This window comes from Hymenobacter nitidus (genome assembly GCF_020447315.1).
Classification (GTDB): Bacteria; Bacteroidota; Bacteroidia; order Cytophagales; family Hymenobacteraceae; genus Hymenobacter; species Hymenobacter nitidus.
Map to the genome: position 1 here is coordinate 64437 of NZ_JAJADQ010000009.1, position 26222 is coordinate 90658.

Below are 26222 nucleotides of genomic sequence, written 5' to 3' on the forward strand. Positions count from 1 at the left end.
GGATTAGGCTTTAGGCTGGTTCAGCACTTCTTCAATGGCCGACACAATGTTGGTGTAGGCCCCGCAGCGGCAGAGGTTGCCGCTCATCATTTCCCGGATTTCGGCCGTGGTTTTGGCCTTGCCCTCGGTGAGCATGCCCACGGCCGAGCAGATCTGGCCGGGCGTGCAGTAGCCGCATTGGAAGGCGTCGTGGTCGACGAAGGCCTGCTGCAGCGGATGCAGGTTGGTTTCGGTGCCCAGGCCTTCGATGGTCGTGATGTCGGCCCCTTCCTTCATCACGGCCAGCGTCAGGCAGGAATTGATGCGCTTGCCATCGACGAGCACGGTGCAGGCGCCGCACTGGCCATGGTCGCAGCCTTTCTTGGTGCCGGTCAGGTCGAGGTATTCGCGCAGAGCGTCGAGCAGGGTAGTCCAGGGGGCAATTTCCAGCTGCCGCTCCACGCCGTTGATCTTCAGCGTGACGGTGCCCAGGGCGGGCGGCGGGGCAATAGCCGGATGGCCCAAGGAGGCTTGGGTTGTGGTAGTACTCATAAACAGCACGGATAAAGAGGGTGAAAGAATAGAGCGGCACGAGAGGTTTGCTGGGTGGCAGCCGGAAAGCGCCTGCTTCTGGCAACCGGGCAAGCTGAACTCTATTCTGCTTACGCCCGGAGCGGAGGCAGTGTTGGGGGCGCCGAACTACTTTTCGTGGTTTTTGTCTTATTTATACTGATTATAGTTTAAACCCGATCCTTCCGGGCCGCCTCTACAATACTGCTGAGCAACAGGCCGAAACCGCCGACGGCCACTGCCGACAACGTTCCCGGCAACGTTTGCATGAATATATATTCTGCTATTCCCCTAAACGGGGCCTCTAAGCCCGACCTTGAGAAACGCAGCGCCGGCAGTAAGCCGTTGCTGCTCAAGGCACCCTACGCACCCGCCATTCAATTCCCACGTTTAGCTTATGAAAAAATCCTTACTCACCGCGCTGCTCGCCCTGGGCAGTGTTGCCCCGGCTGCCTTTGGGCAAACAGCACCCTTCGGCCCCATCGGCTTCGTGACGCAAACCACCGGCATCACCGGCGGGGCGGGCGGCACTTCGGTTACCGTGAGTACCGGCACGGCCCTGATGGCGGCCATTGTGGGCAACCGGAGTAACGCGCCGCTCACGATTTATATCAACGGGGTTATTACGCCGGCCAACACGCCCGCGACCTACGATAAAATCGAAATCAAGGACCGCAATAACATCTCCATTATCGGTGTGGGCACCAGCGGGGAGTTTAACGGCATCGGGCTGTACGTGCGGCGGGCCACCAACATCATCATTCAGAACATCAAGGTGCACCACGTGCAGCTGGGCCCCAAAGACTGCATCGGCATCGAGGGGCCGGCCAACCACGTCTGGGTGGACCACTGTGAGCTGTACAACCAGCACCAGGGCGTGGGCGTGGACGACTACGACGGCCTGCTCGACATTAAGGACGATGCCGAGTACGTGACCTTCTCCTGGAACTACCTGCACGACGCCTGGAAGGCCAGCCTGAGCGGCTTCACCGAAACCGACACCTACAACCGCAAGGTAACCTACCACCACAACCGGTTCGAGAACATCAACTCCCGTCTGCCGCTGTTCCGCGGGGGCACGGGCCACGTGTTCAACAACTACTACAAGGACATTGCCTCAACGGCCATCAACTCGCGCGTCGGGGCCTGCGTCAAGATTGAGAACAACTACTTCCTGAACACCAAAAATCCCTACGTGTCGGCCTACAGCAGCGTGGTGGGCTACGGCGACATCACGGGGAATATGCTCGTGAACAGCCCGTTCCAGTACTCCAGCGACACGTATCAGCTGGGCGCCTGCACCCTGGCCATTCCCTACTCCTACTCGGGCGTGCTAAATACGGCCGCCGACGTGCCCACCGTGGTGCTGGCCGGGGCCGGCGTGGGCAAGCTGGGCAGCGTTACTTCCCTCAAGAAGGCGGAAAAGGGCCAGTTTGAGGTGTTTCCGAATCCGTTTCAGGGCGCCGCTACCTTTGCCCTGACCTTGGCGGGCCCGAGCCGGGTGGGAATCGAGCTGTTTACCCTGGCCGGCCAGAAGGTAGCCGCCGTGACTACCCCCGGCCAGGTGCTGGGCGCCGGCACCCACCGCTTCGACTACCGCAACGCCAGCCTCACGCCGGGCCTGTATTTCTACGTCGTTACCACCGAGAAAGGCTCCTACTCGCAGAAGCTGGTGGTGCAGTAAATTATAACTTCGGATTTTCAGCTCTGCAACGGCCGGTACTGCACGTGCCGGCCGTTGCTGTTTAGAGGCGCAGCCACCGGCCATGAGCAGCTCCGCGCCTGAGCGGCAAGTGCCGCCAGGAAACTCAGCGCTCCTGGTAGCTGGCCGGGTGGGGGCGCAACCAACGCGCAGCCTGGCAGTACACAGTGAAAATCCATTGCGCCGCTACCGGCACTTATTTCGCTTCTCCGACTCGCCATGTACTCCATTGTTACCCTCACCCTGAATCCGACCGTCGACAAGAGCACCACGGCCGACCAGATTGTACCCGACCAGAAGCTGCGGTGCGCCGCCCCCAAGTTTGAGCCCGGCGGCGGTGGCATCAACGTGTCCCGGGCCCTGAAGCGGCTGGGCACCGAGTCGGTGGCCGTGTTTCCGGTGGGTGGCCCCAGCGGCACGCTGCTGCGCGAGCTGCTGGCCCAGGAGCAGATTCAGCAGCAGCCGGTAGAAACCGTAAGCCGCACCCGGGAAAACTTTATTGTGGTAGATGCCTCCACCGGCCAGCAATACCGCTTCGGCATGCCCGGCACCCCACTTTCCGCCGAGGAGCAGCAGCAGATTCTGACGACACTGCGCGACCTGCCCACCGCGCCCGAGTTTCTGGTAATCAGCGGCAGCCTGCCGCCGGGCGTCGAGCCGGAGTTTCTGGTCCGAATTGTGCGGGCCGCCAAGGAGCTGGGCATTAAGGTAGTAGCCGACACGTCGGGCCCGGCCCTGCACCAGGTGCTGGAAGAAGGCGTATTTCTGGCCAAGCCCAACGCGGGCGAGCTAAGCAAGATGGCCGGTGTCGAAGAGCTTGACAACGAAGCCGTGGCTGAGGCCGCTCACAAGCTGGTGCGGGAGGGCAAGTGCGAAATCGTGGTGGTGTCGCTGGGGCCGCAGGGCGCCTGCGTGGTTAGCAAAGACGTGGTAGACCATATTGCGGCCCCGGCCGTGAAAAAGCGCAGCACCGTGGGTGCCGGTGATAGTATGGTGGCGGGCCTCGTGCACGGCCTTTCGACCGGGCTTTCGGTGCGCGAAACCGCACGCTTGGGTGTGGCCTGCGGCACGGCCGCCACCATGAACCCGGGCACCGAGCTGTTCCGCAAAGAAGACGTGGACAAGCTCTACCGCTGGCTGCTGCAGTCGATGCCGGCCGCGGCGGCTTAGTCGGGCCCTATTTGCTACTTTCGCCTGATGCCCCTCGACCTCCAACCCCGGCTGGAAAACCAGCACGTGCTGCTCCTACCCCTGCAAGCAGCTGATTTTGATGCCCTCTACGCGGCCGCCTCCGACCCCAAAGTCTGGGAGCAGCACCCCAACAAAGACCGGTGGCAGCCGGGCGTGTTTCGGACGTTTTTTGAGGGCGCTCTGCAAAGCGGCGGGGCCTTCAAAATCCTGGACAAAGCCACGGGCGAAGTAGCCGGCAGCACCCGCTTCTATGGCTACGACGCAGCGGACGAAAGCATCCTGATCGGCTATACCTTCTACGCCACGCGCTACTGGGGCCGGGGCCTGAACCCGATGGTGAAGGGCCTGATGCTGGACTACATTTTCCAGTTTGTCTCGCGGGTCTATTTCCACATCGGGGCCGACAACCGCCGCTCCCAGATTGCCATTGGCCGCCTGGGCGCGGAAAAGATTGCCGAGGAGGAAATAGCCTACTTCGGCGAAGCGCCCAAGCTCAATTTTGTGTACCAGCTGGAAAAAGACCAGTGGCGCACGCCGGACGCAGCTGCGCCCCGACAGCCCGGGCAGTAGCCCGGAAATTTGCCCCGGGGCAGCGCCGGGCCGGTATTTCTTGGTAATCTTACGGCCGCTCTATTCCGTTGGCCCCGATTATTCCGCTATGAAGCTGCCGCGCATTCCGCTACTTACCCCCCTTCTACTCGGCCTCCTATTCCTTATCACCGCGGGCAGCACGCTGGTGCCGCCGCGCCTGAGTCGGCCGGAAAAGGACTTCGAGAAATTCTGGCAGACCTACAAAGACCATTACGCCTTCTTCGCCCTGCACCACGTCGACTGGGAGCAAACCTACGCCACGTTCCGCCCCACTATTACGGCGCGCACCACGCCTGCCGAGCTGCAGGCCACGCTGGCCCGGATGGTGGAGCCCCTGCGGGACGGGCACATTACCATTGCCCGGGGCGACAAAATCCTGTACAAGGGCACCAGCCAGCGGCATTCCTACAAAACAGACTTCCGGGAGGTGCAGGAAACGTATTGGCAGACGGCCTACCAGAACCTGCAGGCGGCGGGCTTTGAGCCGGTGCGCGGCCTGGGGTCGCAGGTGGGCAAATTCCAGGTGCTGTACCTGAGCAAATCGAGTGGGAATGTGGGCTACCTGCGCCTGAGCCGCTGCTTTGCCGAGCTATCGGGAGTGATGGGCAGCACCCGCCAGGAGCAGCAGGACCAGCAGCGCCTGCTGGGCTTGTTCGATGCGGCCCTGCGCGAGCTAAGCGCCTGCCGCGCCCTGATTGTGGATCTGCGCGGCAACGGCGGCGGCCACAGCGGTAAGGAAATGGCCAGCCGCCTGAGCGTGGGCCGCCACCTCACCCACTTCACGGCCGAGCGCCGCCCCGGCGGCTACGAGCAGTTTACGCCCCTGGCTCCCTACTATCTCACCCCCAACCCCGGCCTGAATTACCAGCAGCCGGTGGTGCTCCTGACCAACGACGGCACGGCCAGTTCGGCCGAGGAATTCGTGCTGGCCCTCTACCGCCAGCCCCACGTCACGACCATCGGCGACAACACGGCCGGTATGCTCTCGGATATGTACCCCGCTCAGCTGTCGGGCAAGGTCACGTTCACCCTGTCCCACCAGCGCTACTACAGTCCCGATTCGGTGCTGCTGGAAGGCCGCGGCGTGCCCGTGCGCCTGCCGGTAGCGTATCCGCGCCAGGCCCTCGACCAGCGCCACGACCCGGTGCTGGCCAGGGCCTTGGCAGTAATTCGCTGATTGGCGGCCGGCGGCCAACAAATTCTGCGGGCTGTGAACCGGCGGCAGGCAGCGGGAACTGGCCGCGGCTGCTTAGCAGGCGGGCTTCTGCGCGCCGGGTCATAATTATCCGGGCCACGAAGCCACCTTTACGGGGTTAATTTGTCTGTTTATCAGTATCTTAAACATTCACCCTAACCCCACTAGCTATGAACGACCAAACTGCCTTGATAACCGGAGCCTCCAGCGGCATTGGCTTCGAGCTGGCCCGCTGCTTTGCCCGCGACGACTACCGGGTGGTGCTTGTGGCGCGCCACGCCGAAGATTTGCAGGAAGCGGCCCGCCTCATTCGCCAGGAGTTCGGGGGCGTCGACATTCTGCTGCTGCCCTACGACTTGAGCCGGCCCGAAACCGCCGAGCAGATTTATGCCGAAACCGACCGGCGTGGTCTGCAGGTAGATGTGCTGGTCAACGATGCGGGCTTCGGCGAAACGGGCTACTTCGCCGACACCGACATTCAGACCGAGCTGAACATGATTCAGGTGAATGCCGCCTCATTGGTGCACCTGACCAAGCTGTACCTGCGCGACATGGTGGAGCGCAACGCGGGCCGGATTCTGCAGGTGGGCTCGGTGGCCTCCTTCTCGCCCAGCCCCTGCCAGGCCGTGTACGCCGCCACCAAGGCCTTCGTGCTCAGCTTCACCGAGGCCGTGCAGCACGAGCTGAAGCAGCAGAAGTCGGCCGTGACGATGACGATTCTCTGCCCGCCGCCCACCGACACCAACTTCTTCAAGGCGGCCCACGCCGAAAACACCCGGGCCGCCGCCCACGCCGCTTCTGCCCGTGAGGTGGCCGAGGAAGGCTATGATGCCCTGATGGACGGTGCGGCCCGCTCCCTGCCCACGCTCGGGGCCAAGGTCAACTTCTTCTCCAGCCTAGTGCTGCCCGACTCTATGCTGGCCACGCTGATGAACACCCAGCTGCACGCGGCCGAAAAGTAGCCGCGGCCGATTGGCAGTACCTGCGCCTTCCTTCTCTGCGACTATCCGGACAGAAGGAAGGCGTATCCTTTAATAGTACCATTACCGTTTTCTCCACGGGTTGAAAATGGCGGAGCCGCTGCTTGTTTTGCCTTGCTTCAAGGGGGTAGCACCCAGCCGGTTACCTGTCCCGTTGAGCTCGTTACCAAATAGTTACTTCTGCTCAAAGGCTTCATTAGCAAGGAATTTACATTAAGTTTGTCGCATATATGCTTTCTTCATTTTTTAGAAAGCGGCGCCATTCTACTCCTTGTCTAATGAAAACATCTTTCCTGCTGAAGTCCATTTTACTGCTTACTGCTGTGCTTGAGACAAGCCCCGGGCAGGCCCGGAATCCGGCGCTGGCATCGGCTGTTGCAGCGCGTAGCAACAGCCTGCGGCGCGCGGCCAACGTGGATGTAACCACCACGCTCAGCGGCCCTGCCACGCTGGGCGCGGGCGTTTCGTCGGGCACCTACACGGCCACCTTTACCAACAACGGCCCCGGCGACGCCTTCGACGTAACCCAGCGCGTAGCCCTGCCCACCGGCGCCACACTCTCGGCGGCTCAGCGGGCGGCCCTGCCCGGCACGGCTACCTTCGATTCTAACACGGCTACCATCAACTTCGGCACCACGGTGCTGGCCAAAGACGGCTTCAAAACCTACTCGTTCAGCTTCACGGTGCCCACCACCCAGGGCCCGGCCTCGCTGACCAGCACCGTGGGCACCAGCTCCAACCAGGCCTCCAACAAAGACCCCGACCAGGCCCGGCTGGACGTGACCATCACGGCCGGTAACTTCTTCGTGACCAACGACGACAGCAACGAGGTGCCGGCCAATGGCACCAAGACCGGCAACATTATCCTCAACGACCCCAACCCGGCCAACCTGCCTAACAGCGCCTTCAGTGTGCAGCTGGTAACGGGGCCCATGAACGGCAACGTGACGCTGAATCCTGACGGCAGCTACAGCTACACGCCCAACAGCGGCTACCTCGGTCCCGACAGCTTCAGCTACCTGATCAACGTGCCCTCCACCACGCCGCCCACTTCCAACGTGTCGACGGTGAGCCTGAACGTGTACGATGCCAGCCTGGTCTGCCTCAGCGGCACGGGCACCAACCTGCTGACCAACTCCAGCTTTACGGCCGGCAACTCGGGCTTCAGCTCGGCCTACGGCTACGCCGGCACGGGTGCTACCAGCCTGCAGCCTGAGGGCAAGTACATGGTGGGCTCCAGCGCGGGTAGCTACCACAACAACTTTGCCGGCACGGGCCGCACCGGCGCCAACGACAACTTCATGATTGTCAACGGCTCGGCCGACCTGAGCGTGGTGTATTCGCAGACCGTGACGGTACAGCCCAACCGCTACTACACGTTTTCAGCCTACGCTTCGAGCGTGAACACCAGCAACCCGGCCCAGCTGGGTTTCGTGATTAATGGCAAGTCCACCTCGTCGGTTACTACCCTCTCGACGGCCGAAAACGACTTCGTGCAGATTACGGACCTCTGGTTTTCGGGTAGCAACACGTCGGCCGTTATTGAAATCCGGGACGTCAACAAAGTGGCCAGCGGCAACGACTTCGGCCTCGACGACATCTACATCGGCACCTGCGCCGTGTCGTTGGTAGTCAACAACGTGCGCAACGCCCGGCTCAACAACGAGGCGGCGGCCCTGGCTATTTCGGCCCTGAGTGCTACCGTAACCAGCGGCCCGGCCGTGGGCAGCTTCACCATCCAGACCCTACCCGCCCCAGCCAGCGGCATCCTGTACCTGAACGGCGCGGCCGTGCTGCCCGGCCAGGTGATTCCCGTGGCCCAGGCCGACCAGCTTTCCTTCGACCCCGCCCCCGGCTACGTGGGCACCGCCACCTTCACCTACACCGGCTCCGACACCAGCGGCTCGGGCAGCAACAACACCGCTACGTTCTCCATTCCGGTGGAAAGCACGCCCCTGCCCGTCGAATTGGCCGCCTTCTCGGCCCGGCCCCTGGGCAACCTCGACGCGCAGCTAGCCTGGAGCACGGCCCAGGAGCTGAACAACGACCATTTCGACATTGAGCGCAGCTTCGACCAGGAGGCCTTCACGGTAGTTGCTACCGTGGCCGGCCAGGGCACCACCAGCGCCGCCACCCACTACCGCTTCACCGACAAAGCCGTGGGCAAGGGCAACAGCCGCACGGTGTACTACCGCCTGCACCAGGTAGACCAGGACGGCACGGGCTCCTACTCGCCCGTGCGCACCGTCTTGTTCGAAGGAGCCAACCTGCTGAGCGTGTATCCCAACCCCACTACCGGCCCGGCTACCCTCGACTTGCGCGCCCTGCCCGCTAACAGCTACCAGGTAACGTTGGTCGATAATGCCGGCCGCCAGCTGCTGAGCACCGCCCTGCCCGGTGGCCAGCAGCACGTGCTGCCCCTCGACGCGCTGCCCCGCGGCACCTACGTGCTGCTCGTGCGCGGCCACAGCACTAAGTTCAGCCAGCGCCTGGTGCGCAACTAAGGCGCAAAGCCCGGCTTTAGTCAGCCACAAAAAAGCCCTTGCCACCGTGGCAAGGGCTTTTTTGTGGCTATAGCCAACGCGCTGACTGCTGACTGTCCGGTATAAAACCCCGGGCTGATTTCGTTTTTGCGGTATTTGAGCTGGCATGTCAATCCGCTGCGCTTCTTCCGTTATTTTTGCCGTTCCCCGGCGGCAACCGGGGCGTTATTCTCTGCTTTTCCTATCTGTTTTGCCACTCCCGGCTTTGCTCCCGGGCGTGCGACCCTGCTTATCCACTGATGCCTATCAAACACCGCTTTACCCTGCCCCTGCTCAGTACGCTCATTTCCTTGCTGCCCGGTTTGGCCCTGGCCCAGTCGCGGGCCAAGGACGTGCCCGGCTACGTCGTGACAACGGCCGGCGACACGCTGCGGGGCCTGATCAGCATTCCACACTTCGTAACGGAGCAGGGCATCAGCGTGCGGCCCGCGGCCAAGGCCCCCGCCCGCCAGCTGAGTGCGGCCGAGGTACGCGTCATTGGCTTGCAGGACCAGCGCCGCTTTCTCCGGCAAACTGTGGCTGCCAGCCGCAACCCCGAAACCGGCGTAGTCGACTCGGCCACCATCCTGGTGCAGCACCTGGTGGGGGGCGCGGCCAACCTCTACCGCTACAACCACAATGCGGCCCGCCACGCCGGCCGCTCGGAGGGGGCCTCGGCCGCGGTGCAGTACTTCATCGACCAGCAAGGCTCCAGCCTGGTGCCCCTGCGCCGCCCCACCTACGAGCCCGTGCTGACGGCCCTGTTTAAAGACTGCCCGCCCGTGGTACAGGCCCTGCTCCGCACCGGTTTCACCGAAGACAAGCTCGGCAACCTGACCCTGCGCTACGACACGCTGTGCCAGGCCACCACCCCCGCCACCGACTACCGCCCGCGCCACGAGCCCCTGTTTGGGCAGCGCCTGCTCAGCGTGCGGGTGGCCGCCCAGCAAACCAAGTTCTACCACCCCTCTTCCTACTATTTCCACCCCGACCAGGCCGAGCGCATCACCCGCCCCGCCCTGGGCCTGGAAATGCGCTTTGCCAACGCCGGCCCCTGGTCCGTCATCGTGGGCGGCACCTACGCCCGGCAGCGCGGCGAGTCGACGCGGACGGAAACGGCCGTGCCCGGTACCCTCAACGCCGGTCAGCCCCTGGTGCTCACCAGCACCATCGACGTGAAAACCCTGCAGGTGCCCGTGCTGGCGCGCTACACCCTAGGCCACGGCCGCCTGCGCCCCTACCTGGCCGGGGGCCTGGTGCTGGGCTGGCTCTTCGACGACCATACCTCCCTGGCCTACGCCAAGCTGACCTACATCGGTACGGCCGAATCCTTCTACCGTGACGACGTAGTGAGCCTGCGCGCCGACCGGGGCCCGCGCTTTACCCTAGGCACGGCCCTGCGGCTGGGCTTGCAAGTGAAAAACGCGGGCCGCATTTCGCCCCTGCTGGAGCTGCAGTACGGCACCGGGCGCGACCGGGAGCAGAATCCCGGTGCCCTCACCAACCTGTATGGCCAACGGGAAAGCATGGGTTACCTGCACTACCAAAGCCTGAGCCTGACCACCGGCATCGAGTTTTAAGCCTGGCTCTAACCCAAGCCGACTGCTCACTTCACCGTCTCCTCTTCCTGCTTTTTCGGCATTCGATGGCACGTATTTTCGGCTGGCTTTTCCTCGTGCTGGCTTCCCTGAGTGCCCGGGCCCAAACCAACTGGCCCACCACCCGCCTCGACGAGCAGGCCACCGTGCAGATGCCCTACGAAGGCACCCTGGAAGAGGACAAGGAGTTTCGGGGCGCTCAGCTGTTCAAAACCACCACCTCGGATAACGACTTTGCAGTGCTGCGGGTAGACCTGCGCTACATTCCCGACTACAACCCCGATGCGGTGCTTACGGAAGCGGGCCTGAGCAAGCTCTACGACAAGCTCGCCCGGCAGTACAACCGCACGGTTTTTAAGGGCAAGCTGGTGTCGCGGGGCAATATTCTGCTGGCCGGCCGCCCGGCCCGGGCCACGCGCTACCGGGGCTTCGACGAGCATTACCAGCTGCCCATCCACATCGAAACCATCTGGGTGTGGCAGGGCGATGCGCTCTACCAGTTTATCTGCTCCTATAGCCTGCCCGAGGAAGCCGGCGCCCAGACCGACAAGCGCCGGTTTTTCTCGTCCGTGCGCTTCGGGCCCGAGGACACGGGCAAAAAGCTCTAACCTAGCCGCGCTTCCGGCCAAGCCAATTCCCCTCCCAGCTTTTACAAAAACCCCTCTCTGCGAAACCTTTAGCACTGGGGTCAGTAAAAAATGCGTGGTTACTTTGAAATACAAAGTTCTTTCATTTGCTTTGTGTCGTTGCTGCTCCCAACCTTTCTGCCGGTGCTCACCGCCCGATAGAGAGCCTCCGGAAAACTCCGCTTGCCTGCTCCGGCCCCACGGCCCGCTTTGCCCGCCCCTGGGGCTTGTTTTTAGACCATTCTCCTGTCCTCATCACCTCAACGCATTTCACTCATGACCTTCTCCCAAAGCATTCTGCGCATTGCGCTGGCTACGGCCCTCATCCTAACGATTCCCCTGGTGGCTATGCAGTTCACCCCGGAAGTGGTCTGGACGCTCTCGGATTTCGTCTTTGCCGGCGTCCTGTTGTTTGGTACGGGCCTCGCCTTTCTGCTGCTGGCCAGCAAGGGTGGCAACCTGGCCTACCGGCTGGCGGCGGGCGTAGCGGTAGCCGCGGGCTTCCTGCTGATCTGGGCGAATATGGCCGTGGGCCTCGTTGGCAGCGAAGACAACCCTGTGAATCTGCTCTACGCCGCGGTACTGGCCGTTGCCATCATCGGGGCCGTGGCGGCGCGCTTCCGGCCCGTGGGCATGTCCAACGCCATGTTTGCCGCCTCCCTGACCTACGTGCTCATCACCATCATTGCCCTGTTTCTGTGGAAGCCCGCCGGCGCGGCCGCCGAGCCCCAGGTGGGTTTGATTAACGTAATAGGCGCCAACGCCCTGTTTGCCGCGCTGTGGGCCGCCGCGGGCCTGCTGTTCCGCCGCGCCGCCACGGCCGGCCCCGATTCGGGCCGCCAGCTGGCCTAGACTACCTGCTCTGCCGCCCGTGCTGCAACGGGTTGACGGAGGGTAAAAAGTGAAGTAAGTAGCTTACCCGGGCCGGGTTCGTCGGTCTGCTCCTGGTTGTTCCGGCAATCAGGCCAGCAGCCCCCGAACCCGGCCTTTCTGTTGCTGTTTGCTCCAAAAACTGTCGCAAATCCCGACCTCCGGCCCCGACGATCCGCGGCCTGGTTTCGAGGCTCCGCGGTACGGTCCCGAGGCTCCGCGGTGCAGCCCCACTCGTTGCGGGTGTGGCCCCGGGCGTCCGCGGTATGGTTTCAGGTCTCCGCGCCCTGGTTTTGGGGTTTTGCGGTGTGGTTTCAATCGTCCGCGGCCCGGTTGCGGCGTTTCGCGGCACGGTCACACTTATTCGGTTCTACTGTCGTGTTAATCCCGCGGAATTCCGCTATTCTTAACGCTCTATTCTGCCCTATTCTATTACGCCCTATTCCAACGCCCGGTATTCTCCTTTTTATCTTTCTACTCCCATCCCAGAATGTTTACCACCAAACAGGATAACCGCCTTACCGCGGCCGAAAACGTAGCCGCCGCCCTCCAGCAGGACGCCAGCCCCTACACCCAGGACAAAGCCCTCCAGCAGATCAGCCAGGAGCTGACCGTCCTGCTCCAGGCCCTGCAGCCCCTGCGCCAACAGGGCGTCCGGACTGCCAGCCAGGGCATCACCAAAACCAAGAGCCAGCGCCGCCAGCAGCTCGCTACCAGCGCCGCCGAAGTAGCCGGCGACCTGTACTCCTACGCCACCGACCAGCAAAACCGCAGCCTCCAAACCAGCGCCGACTACAACTATTCCAGCCTCGTCAAGCTGCGCGCCACCGCCCTCACCGACCTAACGCAGCACATCTACGACGAAGCCCAAACCCACAAAACGGCCCTTCTCGACTACGGCCTCACCCCCGCCCGCCTCCAGGAGCTGAAAGACGCCCTCACCGCCTTCAGCAGCACCAAAAACGACCCGCGCCAGCAAGTCACCGAAGGCAAAGCCGCCCGCATCGCCATCAAGGGCCAGTTCAGCCAGCTCGCCACCCTGCTCGAAGACCGCCTCGACCGCAGCCTGCGCAAGTACGCCCGCTCCGCCCCTGCCTTCTACCACCGCCTCACCGCCGCCCGCCTAGTCATCGACCGGCCGGGCAGCCAAAGAGGCAGCGGAGAAGGTGAAACCCCGAAACCATAGTAAATGACGTTGCCCATCATATTAAACCTACTAAAGTACGTTCATTGCTTCGCACAATAACTTTTCTTAACCCATTGAAAGACCCACACCCTAAATCCCGGTGTGGGCCTTTTTATTACTATAGGGTAAACTAGGGAACTATGTTCGAACTCCGTAATTTTGAACATTAGAATAGCTACTCTACTAGCACCAGCTCGTTATCTAGAAACAGAATTCCCAACTCCTGGAAGTTAGTTAAAATCATCCCCCTCAAAGGCCCCATAAAGAACCATCCAATGAAAAAACCTCTACCAAAAAAGAAAAATCATTCTGAAGGAAAAAAGCCTGACAGCAAGTTTAAATTCAACAAACTACAAAGTATTGGTGCACCCGATGCTGAATCAGACCATAACCTAAACAGAGTATTTATCGAGAATGGTGAGGTGGACGTTCTACGTGATGTAACGGACGCAAAATGCATAATAATTGGCAGAACAGGCTCAGGTAAATCGGCCCTGATAAAAAGACTTGAAGAAGTTGTACCAAAGATTACAAGGATAGAACCGGAGTCTATGTCCCTTAAATTTTTAAGCAATTCCACTATATTAAGATATTTTAGAGAACTAGATGTGAATTTAAGTTTTTTCTATAAAGTTTTATGGAAACATGTTTTCATAGTTGAAATACTTAAATTATATATCGCCGAAGATGGAAAGAAGAAAGAACAATTCTTTGACGGTCTAATAGAAAGAATTACACGCTTTGGCAGGCCTAACCCTTCGAAACGCAAAGCAATTGAATATCTACAAAACTGGTCAGAGTCTTTTTGGCTACAGGCAGAACACAGAGTTAAAGAATTAGAAGAAGAAGTTGGGAGGAAATTCACTGCTGCTACTGGAATAAAGGCAGGTATATCTTCCGTAGATCTTAAACACGAGGGAAATGAATCAGTAAAAACAAAAAGTGAAATAAAGACAAAAGCAGAACAAGTAATAAGTGAAATACAAGCCACCGAGCTAGTTGAAATTATTGGCATATTAAAAACTGATATTCTCAACAATCAACAAAGAAAGTATTTCATTGTAATAGATGATCTAGACAAAGAGTGGGTATCAGCACAAATCGTGTATGACATAATAGCTGCAATGATTGAAGTAATAAAAGAGTTCCAGGTATTTCAAGGCGTCAAAATCATAATTGCATTAAGAGACAACTTACATCAACTAGTATTTTCTGCCCAAGAGCATAGAGGGGGACAAAGGGAAAAATTCGCTAGCCTGTATCTTAATCTCGAATGGGACAATAGGAGTTTAAAAGAATTAATCAATCAAAGATTGAAATTATTATCCGATAATACAGTAGATGTATCTGCGGTTTTTGAAAAATCGCATAAAGGACAAAAGAATGGTTTTGACTATGTTGTCGAAAGAACATTCATGCGTCCTAGAGATGTAATATCATTTGTAAACAAAATTATATCCAAATCAAATTCCAGGTTTTTCTTCGAATCTAGTATAATAAAACAAGCAGAACCGGAATACTCTCTAGAAAGACTACATGCCATTGAAGACGAATGGACTGAGAATTATGGTGACATTAGACGTCTATGGTCATCTTTTCATGGCATTTACAACGGATTTAAGTTATCTAATTTCTCAGACTCAAAGTTGACAGATATATACTGTGATTTAGATATTATAAAAGGCTTTAAAGGTGAGTTATATTACATATTTTTAGCATGGCGAGAGGACAGAATTAAATATAAAGATTTCTTACAAAGCTTTTTCTATATATTATTCAGAATCGGAATTGTTGGAATAAAGAAATCTGGTCAAGAAGCCACTGTATTTTTTTACTCCAAGGACAGCTTTACTATTAAAGCTGATTTTACTTTAGAAAGCAGAATATACATTCACAAAATGTTCTATTCCGCTTTAAAAATAAATACAAAGGCATTGGAAAATGATTATTATGAACAATCATAAGAATGACTTAGTGTCATACTAATAATAGCCTAATACTTCTAAACCCCGCCAAAACGTCAGCAAAACCACTTCTGCACCCCGTTTGCTAGCCCCCTCGTAGAACTTCCTAACCCGAAGCCTACCTAAGACTCTAGCAAGCCATGAACTTTAATAACTATACCATCAAGGCACAGGAGGCCGTGCAGAAGGCCACTGAAATTGCCGGGGGCAACCAGCAGCAGGCCATTGAAACCGGCCACCTGCTCAAGGGCCTCTTTCAGAGCGACGAGAATGTGTTGTCGTTTCTGGCCAAAAAGCTGGGGGTGAATCTTAACATCCACACGCCCCGCCTCGATGCCATCGTGGCCGGCTACCCCAAAGTAAGCGGCGGCTCGCCCTACCTCTCCAACGAAGCCGCCGCCGCGCTGCAGCGCGCCACCGGCTTTCTGAAGGAGTTCGACGATGAATACGTGTCGGTAGAACACCTGCTGCTCGGGCTGCTCGGTGGCAACGACGCCACGGCTACCCTGATGAAGGATGCGGGCTTCAACGAGAAAGACCTCAAAGCCGCTATCAAGGAGCTGCGCGGGGGCCGCAAAGTGACGTCCCAGAGCGCCGAAGACCAGTACCAGAGCCTGAACCGCTACTCGCGCAACCTCAACGAGCAGGTGCGCACCGGCAAGATGGACCCCGTTATCGGCCGTGACGAGGAAATCCGCCGCGTCCTGCAGATTCTGTCCCGCCGCACCAAGAACAACCCCGTGTTACTGGGTGAGCCCGGCGTCGGCAAAACCGCCATTGTCGAGGGCCTGGCTCAGCGCATCGTGGCCGGCGACGTGCCCGAGAACCTCAAGGACAAAATCATCATGTCCCTCGACATGGGCCTGCTCATTGCCGGGGCCAAGTACAAGGGCGAGTTTGAGGAGCGCCTCAAGTCCGTCATCAAGGAAGTAACCGACTCCGAAGGCCAGATCATCCTGTTCATCGACGAGATGCACACCCTGATTGGGGCCGGCGCGGGCGGCGAAGGCGCCATGGACGCGGCCAACCTGCTCAAGCCCGCCCTGGCCCGCGGCGAACTGCACTCCATCGGCGCTACTACCCTCAAGGAGTACCAGAAGTATATCGAGAAGGACAAGGCCCTGGAGCGCCGTTTCCAGGCCGTGATGGTCGATGAGCCCAGCACCGAGGACGCCATCAGCATCATGCGCGGCATCAAGGAAAAGTACGAGCTGCACCACGGCGTGCGGATTACGGACGACGCTGTTATTGCCGCCGTGGAGCTGAGCAGCCGCTACATCACCGACCGGTTCCTGCCCGACAAGGCCATCGACCTCATGGACGAAGCCGCGGCTAAGCTCCGCATCGAACTCAACTCCATGCCCGTGGAATTGGACGAAGTGCAGCGCCGCATCATGCAGCTGGAGATTGAGCGCGAAGCCATCCGCCGCGAGGAAAACCACGACCGGGAAAACGTGCTCAACAAGGACCTGAGCGAGCTGACCGCCAAGCGCGACTCCCTGAAAGCCCAGTGGGAAAACGAGAAGTCCGTCCTGACCAACATTCAGGAGCAGAAGGAAGCCATTGAGCGGTTCAAAGTCGAAGCCGAGCAGGCCGAGCGCCAGGGCGACTACGGCCGGGTGGCCGAGCTGCGCTACGGCAAGATTCAGGAAGCCGAAGCCAAGCTCAAAACCCTGCAGGACGAAGCCAACGCCAACAAGGACGGCGGCTCCATGCTGCAGGAAGTCGTAACCCACGAGGACATTGCCGAGGTAGTCGCCAAGTGGACCGGCATTCCGGTGAGCAAGATGCTGCAGTCGGACCGCGAGAAGCTGCTCAACCTCGAAGCTGAGCTGGGCAAGCGCGTGGCCGGTCAGAGCGAGGCCATTGCCGCCATTTCGGATGCCGTGCGCCGCTCCCGGGCCGGGTTGCAGGACCCCAAGCGCCCCATCGGCTCGTTTATCTTCCTGGGCACCACCGGCGTGGGTAAAACCGAGCTGGCCAAGGCCCTGGCCGAGTACCTGTTCAACGACGAGAACAGCATGGTCCGCATCGACATGAGCGAGTACCAGGAACGCCACGCCGTGTCCCGCCTCATCGGGGCGCCTCCCGGCTACGTGGGCTACGACGAGGGCGGACAGCTGACCGAGGCCGTGCGCCGCAAGCCCTACTCGGTGATTCTGCTCGACGAAATCGAGAAGGCCCACCCCGACGTGTTCAACATCCTCTTGCAGGTGCTTGATGATGGCCGCCTCACCGACAACAAAGGCCGGGTGGCAAACTTCAAGAACACCATCATCATCATGACCTCCAACACGGGCGCCGACATCATTCAGAAGAACTTCAAGGAGCTCAATGAGTACAACCACGACGAGGTGGTAGACCGCACCCGCGAGGAAGTAGTGGAGCGCCTGAAAGGCCACATGCGCCCCGAGTTCCTGAACCGCATCGACGAAATCGTGATGTTCCAGCCCCTGAAGCGCAAGGAAATCCGTCGCATCGTGGACATCCAGTTCAAGCAGATTCAGCAGCGCCTGGAAGAAGCCGGCATCCGCCTCGAAGCCACCGACGAAGTCCTCGACTTCCTGGGCGAGTCCGGCTTCGACCCGCAGTTTGGGGCCCGCCCCTTGAAGCGCGTCATCCAGCGCCTGGTGCTCAACGAGCTGTCGAAAGACATCCTCTCGGGCCGCGTCAGCAAGGATGCCGTGGTAGAAGCGGTGCTGGAAAACGACCAGATCCGCTTCGTGAACGTGGACGTGGAAATCCCCGGCGTGTAAGCGCCGGCTGACTCAACAACGCAAAAGCCCGCCGGTGCATCACTGGCGGGCTTTTTGCGCTCTGTCGCCCACACGCATTCAACCCTATTTCTATGAAGAAGATCTTATTCTTAACCGGTTTAGCCGTCAGCCTTTGGAGCAGCCCGGCCCTAGCTCAAACCAGTTCCGGCAGCACGGCCCTGGTGCGCATCCGCGAATCGGACGGCTGGAGCAACGTGGTAATTACCTACGGGCCGGGCAAAACGGAAATGCTGGAGCTGCTGCAAAACCCCGGCAAGAAGGGCCAGATAGCCAATGCCGAGCAGCTCCAGGCCATTTTTGACAAGCTGCTCGTTGCCGGCTACGTGCTGCAAGGCTCCATCGACTCCCCTACTACCAGCACCCTGATATTCCGCAAACCCTAGGAAAGCGCACCTCCCCAAGCCCTGCCGGCAACTCGTCGACGGGGCTTTTTTATCCTTCCAGAAATCATCATGAAAAAAGCCTTATTCGTCTTAGTACTGGCCGGTGGCCTAAGTTTCTGTACCCAATAGGCCCATGCCCAAAGCCCCAGCAAGACGGTAGTAGTCCGGGTGTATGAGTTTGCGGGCGGCAGTTCCAACCTTATCATCAGCTACGGCAGAGGTAAGAGCGAAGTAATCGATATGAATGGCCCTATTGGCAAAAAGGATCAGCAGCGGAATACCGATAAAGTGCAGGAAGTCCTGGACCGGCTCTATACCGAGGGCTACCACCTCGTTACGTCGGCCGGGGGCAGCACCACCACGGGGCCCGTGGTGACGTTCGTTTTCCGGCGCGACTAATCTTACTCTCACGTCTCATGCAACGCTTCAAACGCACCCTTCGCCTGCTGGGCCTGACGGCTATGCTGCTCTTGGCGGCGGCCGGCGTGGGCCTCACCGGTGCCGCCCCTACTCACCAGAAACGGGAGCGGTTCATCGACACGGGCCCTAGAACGGAGCAAGTGGATGAGCAGGCAACCCGGGCGGATACCGGGCTTGCCCAGGAGTAGTTTCGCCGCTCACCCGAAACGGCAACAGCGGTTTTCCGGCACGCGGACTTAGCGCCGCTCATTTATGCGGCGGGGCCTGGCGAAAAACCGGGGCTTCAGACGGCGGCGCACCCACTTGGGCAGCGGGGTGCCCTGGTGGTAGGCCTGCAGGGTCTGCTCCAGCTTGCCGTTGCTGAAGCGGGCCAGCTTGCTTACCCCGTAGCCCGCGAAAAGCCCCCCGACCAGGATAACCGGGGTGGGGTTGGCATCCCGCTCCTCCACCACTACTCCGTTTACGGTGGTGCTGTAGGCGCCTTGGGCTGCCACCACGCCGCGCACCGTAAACAGGCTGGCCGATACAATCCAGATGGCCCCACCGCCCTGGCGCTTGGCAAACAGGTTGATGACAGCCCGGGCCGTATCGTTTGAGGCGTATTGGGCCAGCATTTTCTGCTTGAAGGTTTGCTTGGATTTGTCCGTGGGCGAGGCCACCGGGGCACGCTGGGCGGCAGAATCGGCGGCGGGGGCTACCGTTTGGGCCGATACCGATAAGGTGCTCAACCCGAGCAAACCGGCCAGCAGACCGGCCCGGAGTACAGATGTAATCATGCAGAAAACAGATAAACGCGAAGGGAATTACTCAGCAATTTTATCTTATTTCTCCTATCTAGAAACACCCCGCAGAACTTCTCCATCAAAAAAAGCCATCTGCCTATTCGGCGGGGCACTACCGGGGCAGCAGTCGAAGGTCAGCTACCGGAAGTAGGCAGGCTTCAGGCGTCGCCTGATTTTGGCCGGCAGCTCCCGCGTAGCCACAAACTCGTCGATGACCTGCTGTTCTCTTTTGCGACTGAAGCGCACCAGCTTGCTGGCACCTACCGACCAGAACGGAGCCGTGTAGAGCGCAGATACGGCCGTAATCAGCACCACATCGGTACCCGGGCCAAAGCCTTCTTCGGAGCTGAGCAGGCCCATAAACGTAGCGACCGTGGCCCCCGACACGCTCAGCAGCACGCCCCCACCAACACGGCGGCGCTGGAACAGCCGATGCAGGGCGGCAACCGTATCAGCCTGCGTTGGCAGCTTGGGGCTTAGCGCGGCAACCGCTGAAGTGACGGGGGGCACCGCCTGGGCACTTACCGGCCCAGCGGCGTTCAGCAGAAAGCCGACACTTATAACGAGCAAGAAAAAGTTGATGGGGCTACTCATGAGCTAGTGGGTGGAAGAGGTCGGGAAAAGTACGGCGCGACTTCGGCTTCGGCGCACTTTTCGGCGGTAGTGCCCGCGCCGTGTAATGTCCTTCTTACAGCTTCTGTCCTGGCTGGCTAATAGGTCCTTTCCGGCCCCAACCTGAGGTTTCCGGCCGCTTTGCCACCCTACTCTAGGCCAGACGAAAAGTCGGATACTACCGCCGATTCCTGTCTGACGGCCGTTGGTGGGGGCGGGCTGTGCTGCTGGTAGGCCGGCAGCTGAAGCAGCTCCGGGTGGCCGCCCGCCGCCGGGCACTGCCAGCCTTTTCAGTGGGCTATTGACCGAATCAGCCGCTCAGAGCCGACGCAAATAGCCTTAATTTCATTCAATCCATTCTGAGTCAGAGTCGTATGCTCGGATAGCTCAACTATTCATGGCTAATGACTGCTCCTATGCTCTTCTCTTCTCTTTTGCGCCAGCCCGTGCTGGTGACCCTGGGCCGCTACGCGCGCCTTACAATCCTACTAGCAACAGTGGCGGGTGCGCTGCCGGGCTGCTCCGACGACGACGAAACCGAATCGGCCCCCACGGCCCCCGACCGAATTACGGTGCCGCAGGCGGGTCTGCACCCCGAAGGCATTCAGTATGACGAAGTCAACAAGCGCTTTTTGGTGAGCTCCCGCACCCAGGGCAAGATTGGCAGCGTGAAGGACGACAGCACCTACACCCAGTTTGCCGATGAGCCGCGCCTGATTTCGACCATTGGCCTGAACCTCGACGCCAGCCGCAACCGCCTGCTAGTGGCCGTTTCCGACAACGGCGCCAACGCCGCCCGCACTACTGCCGCCACGTTGCGCAAGCTGGCGGCCCTGGCTATCTTCAACAGCACCAGCGGAGCGCTGCAGAATTACATTGACCTGGGCAACCTGCGGCCCAATCAGGCGCACTTTGCCAACGACATTGCCGTCGACGCGCAGGGCAATATCTACATCACCGACAGCCTCTCGCCCATTATCTATAAAGTCGATGCGCTGGGCGTTGCGTCGGTATTTCTGGAAAATAACCAGCTGAGCGGGGGCACCGGCTTCGGCCTGAACGGCATCGTATTTCACCCCGACGGCTACCTGCTGGTGGCCAAAGCCAACGACGGCAGCCTGTTTAAAGTCCCGGTGGCTACGCCTGCCAGCTTCACCAAAGTCACGACTCCCGCGGGCCTGAACCTGACGGGAGCCGACGGCCTGCTACTGCTGAACCCGCAGACGCTGCTGCTGGTATCGGGCAGTCAGACCACCGTGTTGCGCCTAAGCAGCACCGACGCCTGGGCCACGACCAACAGCACGGGCAGCTTTGCTACCGGCGCCGTCAGCCCTACGACCATCACCCGCCGTAACACTTCGGATGCCTACGTGCTGTATCCGTTCCAAAGCACCTCACCTCGCTTTGCCATCGTAAAAGCCAAGTTCTAGCACCGTCAGCGGGGTAGGCCGCAATGAGTTACCATTTGTTTGATGACTCAGGCAACGGCGCACCGGCCGCCCGCATCTACTCCCTGATTCCCCGGTTTCGCTCAGGTTACTATCTCAGCGAATAGCAAGGTCTTTATCCTCAACGATTTACTCCTTTTCGTCTTACTCTTCTTCACCCATGAAATCGAAAGTAGTTGCTTATCTGCTGTGGTTCTTTTTTGGCTGGCTTTCCCTGCACCGGTTTTATCTGGGCAAGGTGGGCTCGGGCATTGTGTACCTGCTCACCGGACAGCTGCTGGGCGTGGGCTGGATTATCGACTTGTTTTTGCTTAGCGGCATGGTCGATAATTACAATAACAAGGAGCGGATTGAGCAGTTGGAAGGCAGCCTGGGCCGGCAGCAGTATTCGGCCTAGCTTTTCCGGTTGCTTCCTGTGCCAGAGCCCCTGGGTAGCCCCTGCTGCCCAGGGGCTTTTTCCGTTTTGTCGTCACGCGCAGCTGCTGGCCCAGCGCAAGCAGGTAGTAATCCGTCAGGCTGGTTTCCGCCGGGCTACAGCGTATGCTTCCGCCGGAAAACACACTGGAAGCGGAGCAATGAATGACGGCGAGCAGAGCTCAACTGCTACCGAAACCGGAAATTGACTTAAATACGCTAAAAATTATATATTCTATATCCCTTACTATCGCCGTGACCCGCCGGCATGAACTGGTGGCAGCGGGATTTTTTCGGGCGACTTGTTTTTCGGGCAACCCGTAAAATAGTGCTCCTCAGGTAGCGTCAACACCTTTTTTTCAGCCGCTCTATAATTATTAGCCGACGGCGCACCCTTTCCCGGGCATTGCCGTACTGGCATACGCCCTCTGCCCGCGGCGCCCTGTGTGGCCCGGTACCAAAGAGGATTTTTTCCTTATCCCTGCGTTTAACTCTCCCTCCATTCCCCACTCCTACTTTTAGTCTATTATGGCTGCAAACTTACTTTGCCGCCGCCTGTCTTTGACGGGTGGTATGACTGCCGACACACGACAGCGACGCTTTTCGGGGCTACTATTGGCCTGGTTGATGTTCTTTAGTCTGGCTGCCCTCCCGGGTATGGCCCAAACCACTACCACCGGTAACCTGCAGTGGTGGCCGCTGAAAGTAAACAACCAGGACAGCGCCGCCGTGCGCGCCCCGGGCGTAGTGCCGGCCAGCGCCAGCCTGCGCAACTTCTACCTGTCGGACCCAACACTGGGCACGGCCATCAAGCCTTACTCGTCGCAGTTTGGTATGGCCTTCGGCTCCTCGCCCAGCGGTGATGGCTCCTTTGTTCCGCTGCCCGGCAGCAACCTCAACCGGGCGTATTATGTGCAGTTCACCATCACGGCCGCGGCCAACGCCTCGCTGCGGACCGACTCGCTGGTGTTGTGGTCGGCTTTCAATAACACAGCCAGCAACCTGAAGCTGGCGGTGGTATATTCCAAAACCGGCTTTACCACTGCCGACTCGACGGAAGTAGCCGGCGGCACCGGTCCAATTGGTCCGCTCACGCCCCGCACCGCCACGCCCGGCACCGGCACCGGCACCTTCGCCGACCCTATTTTCCTGCGCAACCAGAATACCAGCTCCAACCAGACCTACCGCCTGGCCCTGAACCGCACGGGCGGCGTGACGCTGGCCGCCGGCCAGACGCTGACCATCCGCTTGTACTACGCCAGCGGCAGCAGCTCTGCCGGCCGCTACGCCCTGCTGCGCGACTTCCGCGTCGTGGGTCAGGCTACTACTACCTCCAACTGCAACGCGTCGTTCACGTATCCGGCCAGCACTTTTTGCAACAATGGCACGAACCCCACCCCCACCGTCAGCGGTTCGGGAGGTGGCACGTTCAGCTCGACTTCGGGCCTGAGCATCAATGCTAACACCGGCGCTATCAACCTGGCTGCCAGCACGCCCGGCACCTACACCATCACCTACAGCACCGGCAGCAACTGCTCGAGCACGGCTTCCGTGACCATCACGGCCGCGCCCACGGCCACCTTTAGCTACCCCAATGCCGCCTACTGCACCGGCGACGGAGCCACGCCCGCTCCCACGGTAGCAGCCGGCTCGACGTCCGGCACGTTCAGCTCGACTTCGGGCCTGAGCATCAATGCTAACACCGGCGCTATTAACCTGGTAACCAGCACACCCGGCACCTACACCGTGACTAACACCGTGGCGGCTTCGGGCAACTGCGCGGCCGTTACGGCCACTACGAGCGTTACCATCAGCCCCGCTACGACGGCCACGTTTGCATACTCGGCTTCGGCTTTTTGCCAGAGCGCGGCGAATCCAACGCCGACCATCACGGGTACCAGCGGCGGCACGTTCAGTTCGACTTCGGGTCTGAGCATTGATGCCAATACTGGCGCCATTAACCTGACGGCTTCCACGCCGGGTACCTACACCGTAACCTACCGCGTGGGCGGCAACTGCCCCTCAACGAGCACCCAGCAGGTAACCATTAATAGCGCTCCGCTGGCTACATTCTCGTATGCCAATGCCGCTTACTGCGTTTCGGGCGCCGCCAACCCCTCGCCGGTCTTTGCCGCAGGGGCCAGCGCCGGCACGTTCAGCTCGACGGCGGGCCTGAGCCTCAATGCTTCGACGGGTGCCATTAACCTGACGGCTTCCACGCCGGGCACTTATACTGTGACTAACACCATTGCGGCCTCGGGCAGCTGCGCCGCTTCTTCGGCCACGGCTCAGGTAACGATTCAGGCGACGCCAACGGCCACACTGACGGCTGGTGGCCCCACAACCTTCTGCCAGGGCGGCTCGGTGGTGCTGACGGCACCAGCCGGTGCGGGCAACACCTACCAGTTCCTGCTCAACGGCTCGCCCATCAGCGGGGCCACGGCAGCTACCTACACGGCTACGGCCGGCGGCAGCTATGCCGTAGTTGTAACCAACGCGGGTGGATGCTCGGCGACTTCCGCGGCCACTACGGTCACGGTAAATCCTGCTGCTTCGGCGGCTTTCAGCTACTCGGCCTCGACCTTCTGCCAGAGCGCGGCTAACCCCACGCCGACCATCACCGGCACCACGGGCGGTACGTTCAGCTCAGCTGCTGGCTTGAGCATTAATGTCAACACCGGTGCTATCAACCTGACGGCTTCGACGCCGGGCACTTACACGGTGACCTACAGCGTGGGCGGCACCTGCCCAGCTTCGGCCACGGCGACGGTGACCATTACCAACTCGCAGTCGGCCAGCTTCTCCTACGCCAGCGCCAACTATTGCGCCGGTTCTACCGCTACGGTTGCTCCAGTCTTTGCTACGGGTGCCAGCGCTGGCACGTTCAGCTCAACTGCGGGTCTGAGCATTAATGCTTCGACGGGCGTAATCAACTTGGCTACCAGCACGGCTGGCACCTACACAGTTACGAACTCTATTGCCGCTTCGGGCAGCTGCGCCGCTACCTCGGCCACTACTACCATCACCATCAACGCGGCCCCAACGGCCACGCTGACGGCTGGTGGCCCCACAACCTTCTGCCAGGGCGGCTCGGTGGTGCTGACGGCACCAGCCGGTGCGGGCAACACCTACCAGTTCCTGCTCAACGGCTCGCCCATCAGCGGGGCCACGGCAGCTACCTACACGGCTACGGCCGGCGGCAGCTATGCCGTAGTTGTAACCAACGCGGGTGGATGCTCGGCGACTTCCGCGGCCACTACGGTCACGGTAAATCCTGCTGCTTCGGCGGCTTTCAGCTACTCGGCCTCGACCTTCTGCCAGAGCGCGGCTAACCCCACGCCGACCATCACCGGCACCACGGGCGGTACGTTTAGCTCAGCTGCTGGCTTGAGCCTCAATGCCTCGACGGGCGCTATCAACCTGACGGCTTCGACGCCGGGCACTTACACGGTGACCTACAGCGTGGGCGGCACCTGCCCAGCTTCGGCCACGGCGACGGTGACCATCACCAACTCGCAGTCGGCCAGCTTCTCCTATGCCAATGCTACGTACTGCGCGGGCGGCTCGACCACCATCAGCCCAACCCTGGGCGCGGGGGCCACGGCCGGCACGTTCAGTTCGACTTCGGGCCTGAGCATCAACGCCAGCACCGGCGTTATTAACCTGGCTACGAGTGCGGCCGGCACCTATACCGTGACCAACACCGTAGCCGCCTCCGGTAGCTGCGCGGCCACCTCGGCTACCGCCTCGGTTACCATTAATGCTCGTCCGGCCACCCCCACGCTGACAGTGCAGTACAACGGCGCGACCACCACGCTGACCTCCAGCGCGGCTACCGGCAACCAGTTCTTCCTGAACGGCGTGGCCATACCGGGTGCTACGGGCCAAACCTACGTGGTGAACTCCTCGGCCCAGTATGGCTCGTATACCGTCGTGACGACGAGTGCAGCGGGCTGCGCCTCGGCTCCTTCGGCGGCCCTAGTGGTAAACTCCAGCGTAAAACCACTGGCCGGCTCTTCGCTGAGCGTGTACCCCAACCCGACCCGCGACGGGAAGCTGAGCGTGGAGCTGATCGGCTACCGCAAGGCCGTGGAGCTGACCGTGCTCAACGCCCTGGGCCAGGTGGTATTTACTACCACGGTGCAGCCCACGCCTAACACCGTGACGCAGGCCATTAACCTGAGCCAACTGCCCGCCGGGGTGTATGTGCTGCGCGCCAAAACCGAAGGCGGCCTCGATACGCGCCGCATTGTGAAGGAGTAATCCGCACAAGTAAGCCACAAAAAAGCCCCGCCAGCATCTGACGGGGCTTTTTTGTGGCTTACTAGCTAGGTCATGGGCCCGCACCAAGGCATGGTAGCGGCAGCCGGCTTGCTCCTGGCTTATCGGGTTATAAGGCAACTCGTCTTAAC

The 26222-nt window shown here is 60.0% G+C and carries 21 protein-coding genes; 18 read left to right on the plus strand and 3 right to left on the minus strand.

Annotated elements, in window-relative coordinates; all coding sequences use genetic code 11:
• Positions 1-3: 3 nt before the first annotated feature.
• Entirely contained in the window at positions 4-531 is a 528-nt protein-coding gene (locus tag LGH70_RS16860; protein ID WP_226187941.1) for a (2Fe-2S)-binding protein, read from the minus strand.
• A gap of 415 nt (positions 532-946) precedes the next feature.
• Here LGH70_RS16860 and LGH70_RS16865 point away from each other — a divergent pair, with 415 nt between their 5' ends.
• The 15 genes from LGH70_RS16865 to LGH70_RS16935 all read left to right on the plus strand — a co-directional run bounded on the left by LGH70_RS16865 (position 947) and on the right by LGH70_RS16935 (position 18742).
• Positions 947-2233, plus strand: a complete 1287-nt coding sequence (locus LGH70_RS16865; protein ID WP_226187944.1) for a pectate lyase family protein — start codon at positions 947-949, stop codon at positions 2231-2233.
• A gap of 237 nt (positions 2234-2470) precedes the next feature.
• On the plus strand, positions 2471-3421 hold the full coding sequence (locus tag LGH70_RS16870) for a 1-phosphofructokinase family hexose kinase (RefSeq protein ID WP_226187947.1): 951 nt from the start codon (positions 2471-2473) through the stop codon (positions 3419-3421).
• Positions 3422-3448: 27 nt separating this feature from the next.
• Positions 3449-4012, plus strand: coding sequence for a GNAT family N-acetyltransferase (locus LGH70_RS16875; RefSeq protein ID WP_226187950.1), 564 nt, complete (start codon positions 3449-3451; stop codon positions 4010-4012).
• A gap of 88 nt (positions 4013-4100) precedes the next feature.
• On the plus strand, positions 4101-5210 hold the full coding sequence (locus tag LGH70_RS16880) for a S41 family peptidase (RefSeq protein ID WP_226187953.1): 1110 nt from the start codon (positions 4101-4103) through the stop codon (positions 5208-5210).
• Positions 5211-5398: 188 nt separating this feature from the next.
• Positions 5399-6190: an SDR family NAD(P)-dependent oxidoreductase gene (locus LGH70_RS16885; RefSeq protein WP_226187956.1), complete on the plus strand. Its 792-nt coding sequence runs from the start codon at positions 5399-5401 to the stop codon at positions 6188-6190.
• A 296-nt stretch (positions 6191-6486) separates the two neighbouring features.
• Complete coding sequence (locus LGH70_RS16890; protein WP_226187959.1) at positions 6487-8712, plus strand: Ig-like domain-containing protein; 2226 nt, start codon at positions 6487-6489, stop codon at positions 8710-8712.
• Between the two features lie 278 nt (positions 8713-8990).
• Complete coding sequence (locus LGH70_RS16895; RefSeq protein ID WP_226187963.1) at positions 8991-10310, plus strand: autotransporter outer membrane beta-barrel domain-containing protein; 1320 nt, start codon at positions 8991-8993, stop codon at positions 10308-10310.
• Positions 10311-10375: 65 nt separating this feature from the next.
• Positions 10376-10936, plus strand: coding sequence for a hypothetical protein (locus LGH70_RS16900; protein ID WP_226187966.1), 561 nt, complete (start codon positions 10376-10378; stop codon positions 10934-10936).
• A 294-nt stretch (positions 10937-11230) separates the two neighbouring features.
• Positions 11231-11806 carry a hypothetical protein gene (locus LGH70_RS16905; RefSeq protein WP_226187969.1) on the plus strand — a complete coding sequence of 192 codons (576 nt, stop codon included), beginning with the start codon at positions 11231-11233 and terminating at the stop codon, positions 11804-11806.
• A 508-nt stretch (positions 11807-12314) separates the two neighbouring features.
• Positions 12315-13010, plus strand: a complete 696-nt coding sequence (locus LGH70_RS16910) for a hypothetical protein (RefSeq protein ID WP_226187971.1) — start codon at positions 12315-12317, stop codon at positions 13008-13010.
• Between the two features lie 275 nt (positions 13011-13285).
• Complete coding sequence (locus tag LGH70_RS16915) at positions 13286-14974, plus strand: P-loop ATPase, Sll1717 family (protein ID WP_226187973.1); 1689 nt, start codon at positions 13286-13288, stop codon at positions 14972-14974.
• Between the two features lie 140 nt (positions 14975-15114).
• A complete protein-coding gene (gene clpB / locus LGH70_RS16920) occupies positions 15115-17730 on the plus strand; it encodes an ATP-dependent chaperone ClpB (protein WP_226187975.1) in 2616 nt (871 codons plus the stop codon).
• Between the two features lie 92 nt (positions 17731-17822).
• Complete coding sequence (locus tag LGH70_RS16925; protein ID WP_226187977.1) at positions 17823-18134, plus strand: hypothetical protein; 312 nt, start codon at positions 17823-17825, stop codon at positions 18132-18134.
• A 240-nt stretch (positions 18135-18374) separates the two neighbouring features.
• Positions 18375-18533 carry a hypothetical protein gene (locus tag LGH70_RS16930; RefSeq protein ID WP_226187979.1) on the plus strand — a complete coding sequence of 53 codons (159 nt, stop codon included), beginning with the start codon at positions 18375-18377 and terminating at the stop codon, positions 18531-18533.
• A 17-nt stretch (positions 18534-18550) separates the two neighbouring features.
• A complete protein-coding gene (locus tag LGH70_RS16935; RefSeq protein WP_226187981.1) occupies positions 18551-18742 on the plus strand; it encodes a hypothetical protein in 192 nt (63 codons plus the stop codon).
• A gap of 48 nt (positions 18743-18790) precedes the next feature.
• On the opposite strand, the gene LGH70_RS16940 is transcribed toward LGH70_RS16935, so the two are convergent.
• A complete protein-coding gene (locus tag LGH70_RS16940) occupies positions 18791-19330 on the minus strand; it encodes a hypothetical protein (RefSeq protein ID WP_226187984.1) in 540 nt (179 codons plus the stop codon).
• A gap of 144 nt (positions 19331-19474) precedes the next feature.
• The gene (locus tag LGH70_RS16945) at positions 19475-19930 is read right to left on the minus strand and encodes a hypothetical protein (protein WP_226187986.1); all 456 of its coding nucleotides are present in this window, start codon (positions 19928-19930) and stop codon (positions 19475-19477) included.
• A 422-nt stretch (positions 19931-20352) separates the two neighbouring features.
• On the opposite strand from LGH70_RS16945, the gene LGH70_RS16950 reads away from it, so the two are divergent.
• From LGH70_RS16950 to LGH70_RS16960, 3 genes are all read left to right on the plus strand, one after another.
• The gene (locus tag LGH70_RS16950) at positions 20353-21378 is read left to right on the plus strand and encodes an SMP-30/gluconolactonase/LRE family protein (protein WP_226187988.1); all 1026 of its coding nucleotides are present in this window, start codon (positions 20353-20355) and stop codon (positions 21376-21378) included.
• Positions 21379-21556: 178 nt separating this feature from the next.
• Complete coding sequence (locus LGH70_RS16955) at positions 21557-21793, plus strand: TM2 domain-containing protein (RefSeq protein WP_226187990.1); 237 nt, start codon at positions 21557-21559, stop codon at positions 21791-21793.
• Positions 21794-22467: 674 nt separating this feature from the next.
• On the plus strand, positions 22468-26073 hold the full coding sequence (locus tag LGH70_RS16960) for a T9SS type A sorting domain-containing protein (protein ID WP_226187992.1): 3606 nt from the start codon (positions 22468-22470) through the stop codon (positions 26071-26073).
• Positions 26074-26222 lie beyond the last annotated feature (149 nt).

What these genes read in the sequence shown, in the direction of transcription:
- LGH70_RS16860 (WP_226187941.1), bottom strand. Translation starts at nt 531, where the DNA reads ATGAGTACTACCACAACCCAAGCCTCCTTGGGCCATCCGGCTATTGCC.
- LGH70_RS16865 (WP_226187944.1), top strand. Translation starts at nt 947, where the DNA reads ATGAAAAAATCCTTACTCACCGCGCTGCTCGCCCTGGGCAGTGTTGCC.
- LGH70_RS16870 (WP_226187947.1), top strand. Translation starts at nt 2,471, where the DNA reads ATGTACTCCATTGTTACCCTCACCCTGAATCCGACCGTCGACAAGAGC.
- LGH70_RS16875 (WP_226187950.1), top strand. Translation starts at nt 3,449, where the DNA reads ATGCCCCTCGACCTCCAACCCCGGCTGGAAAACCAGCACGTGCTGCTC.
- LGH70_RS16880 (WP_226187953.1), top strand. Translation starts at nt 4,101, where the DNA reads ATGAAGCTGCCGCGCATTCCGCTACTTACCCCCCTTCTACTCGGCCTC.
- LGH70_RS16885 (WP_226187956.1), top strand. Translation starts at nt 5,399, where the DNA reads ATGAACGACCAAACTGCCTTGATAACCGGAGCCTCCAGCGGCATTGGC.
- LGH70_RS16890 (WP_226187959.1), top strand. Translation starts at nt 6,487, where the DNA reads ATGAAAACATCTTTCCTGCTGAAGTCCATTTTACTGCTTACTGCTGTG.
- LGH70_RS16895 (WP_226187963.1), top strand. Translation starts at nt 8,991, where the DNA reads ATGCCTATCAAACACCGCTTTACCCTGCCCCTGCTCAGTACGCTCATT.
- LGH70_RS16900 (WP_226187966.1), top strand. Translation starts at nt 10,376, where the DNA reads ATGGCACGTATTTTCGGCTGGCTTTTCCTCGTGCTGGCTTCCCTGAGT.
- LGH70_RS16905 (WP_226187969.1), top strand. Translation starts at nt 11,231, where the DNA reads ATGACCTTCTCCCAAAGCATTCTGCGCATTGCGCTGGCTACGGCCCTC.
- LGH70_RS16910 (WP_226187971.1), top strand. Translation starts at nt 12,315, where the DNA reads ATGTTTACCACCAAACAGGATAACCGCCTTACCGCGGCCGAAAACGTA.
- LGH70_RS16915 (WP_226187973.1), top strand. Translation starts at nt 13,286, where the DNA reads ATGAAAAAACCTCTACCAAAAAAGAAAAATCATTCTGAAGGAAAAAAG.
- clpB (WP_226187975.1), top strand. Translation starts at nt 15,115, where the DNA reads ATGAACTTTAATAACTATACCATCAAGGCACAGGAGGCCGTGCAGAAG.
- LGH70_RS16925 (WP_226187977.1), top strand. Translation starts at nt 17,823, where the DNA reads ATGAAGAAGATCTTATTCTTAACCGGTTTAGCCGTCAGCCTTTGGAGC.
- LGH70_RS16930 (WP_226187979.1), top strand. Translation starts at nt 18,375, where the DNA reads ATGAATGGCCCTATTGGCAAAAAGGATCAGCAGCGGAATACCGATAAA.
- LGH70_RS16935 (WP_226187981.1), top strand. Translation starts at nt 18,551, where the DNA reads ATGCAACGCTTCAAACGCACCCTTCGCCTGCTGGGCCTGACGGCTATG.
- LGH70_RS16940 (WP_226187984.1), bottom strand. Translation starts at nt 19,330, where the DNA reads ATGATTACATCTGTACTCCGGGCCGGTCTGCTGGCCGGTTTGCTCGGG.
- LGH70_RS16945 (WP_226187986.1), bottom strand. Translation starts at nt 19,930, where the DNA reads ATGAGTAGCCCCATCAACTTTTTCTTGCTCGTTATAAGTGTCGGCTTT.
- LGH70_RS16950 (WP_226187988.1), top strand. Translation starts at nt 20,353, where the DNA reads ATGACTGCTCCTATGCTCTTCTCTTCTCTTTTGCGCCAGCCCGTGCTG.
- LGH70_RS16955 (WP_226187990.1), top strand. Translation starts at nt 21,557, where the DNA reads ATGAAATCGAAAGTAGTTGCTTATCTGCTGTGGTTCTTTTTTGGCTGG.
- LGH70_RS16960 (WP_226187992.1), top strand. Translation starts at nt 22,468, where the DNA reads ATGGCCCAAACCACTACCACCGGTAACCTGCAGTGGTGGCCGCTGAAA.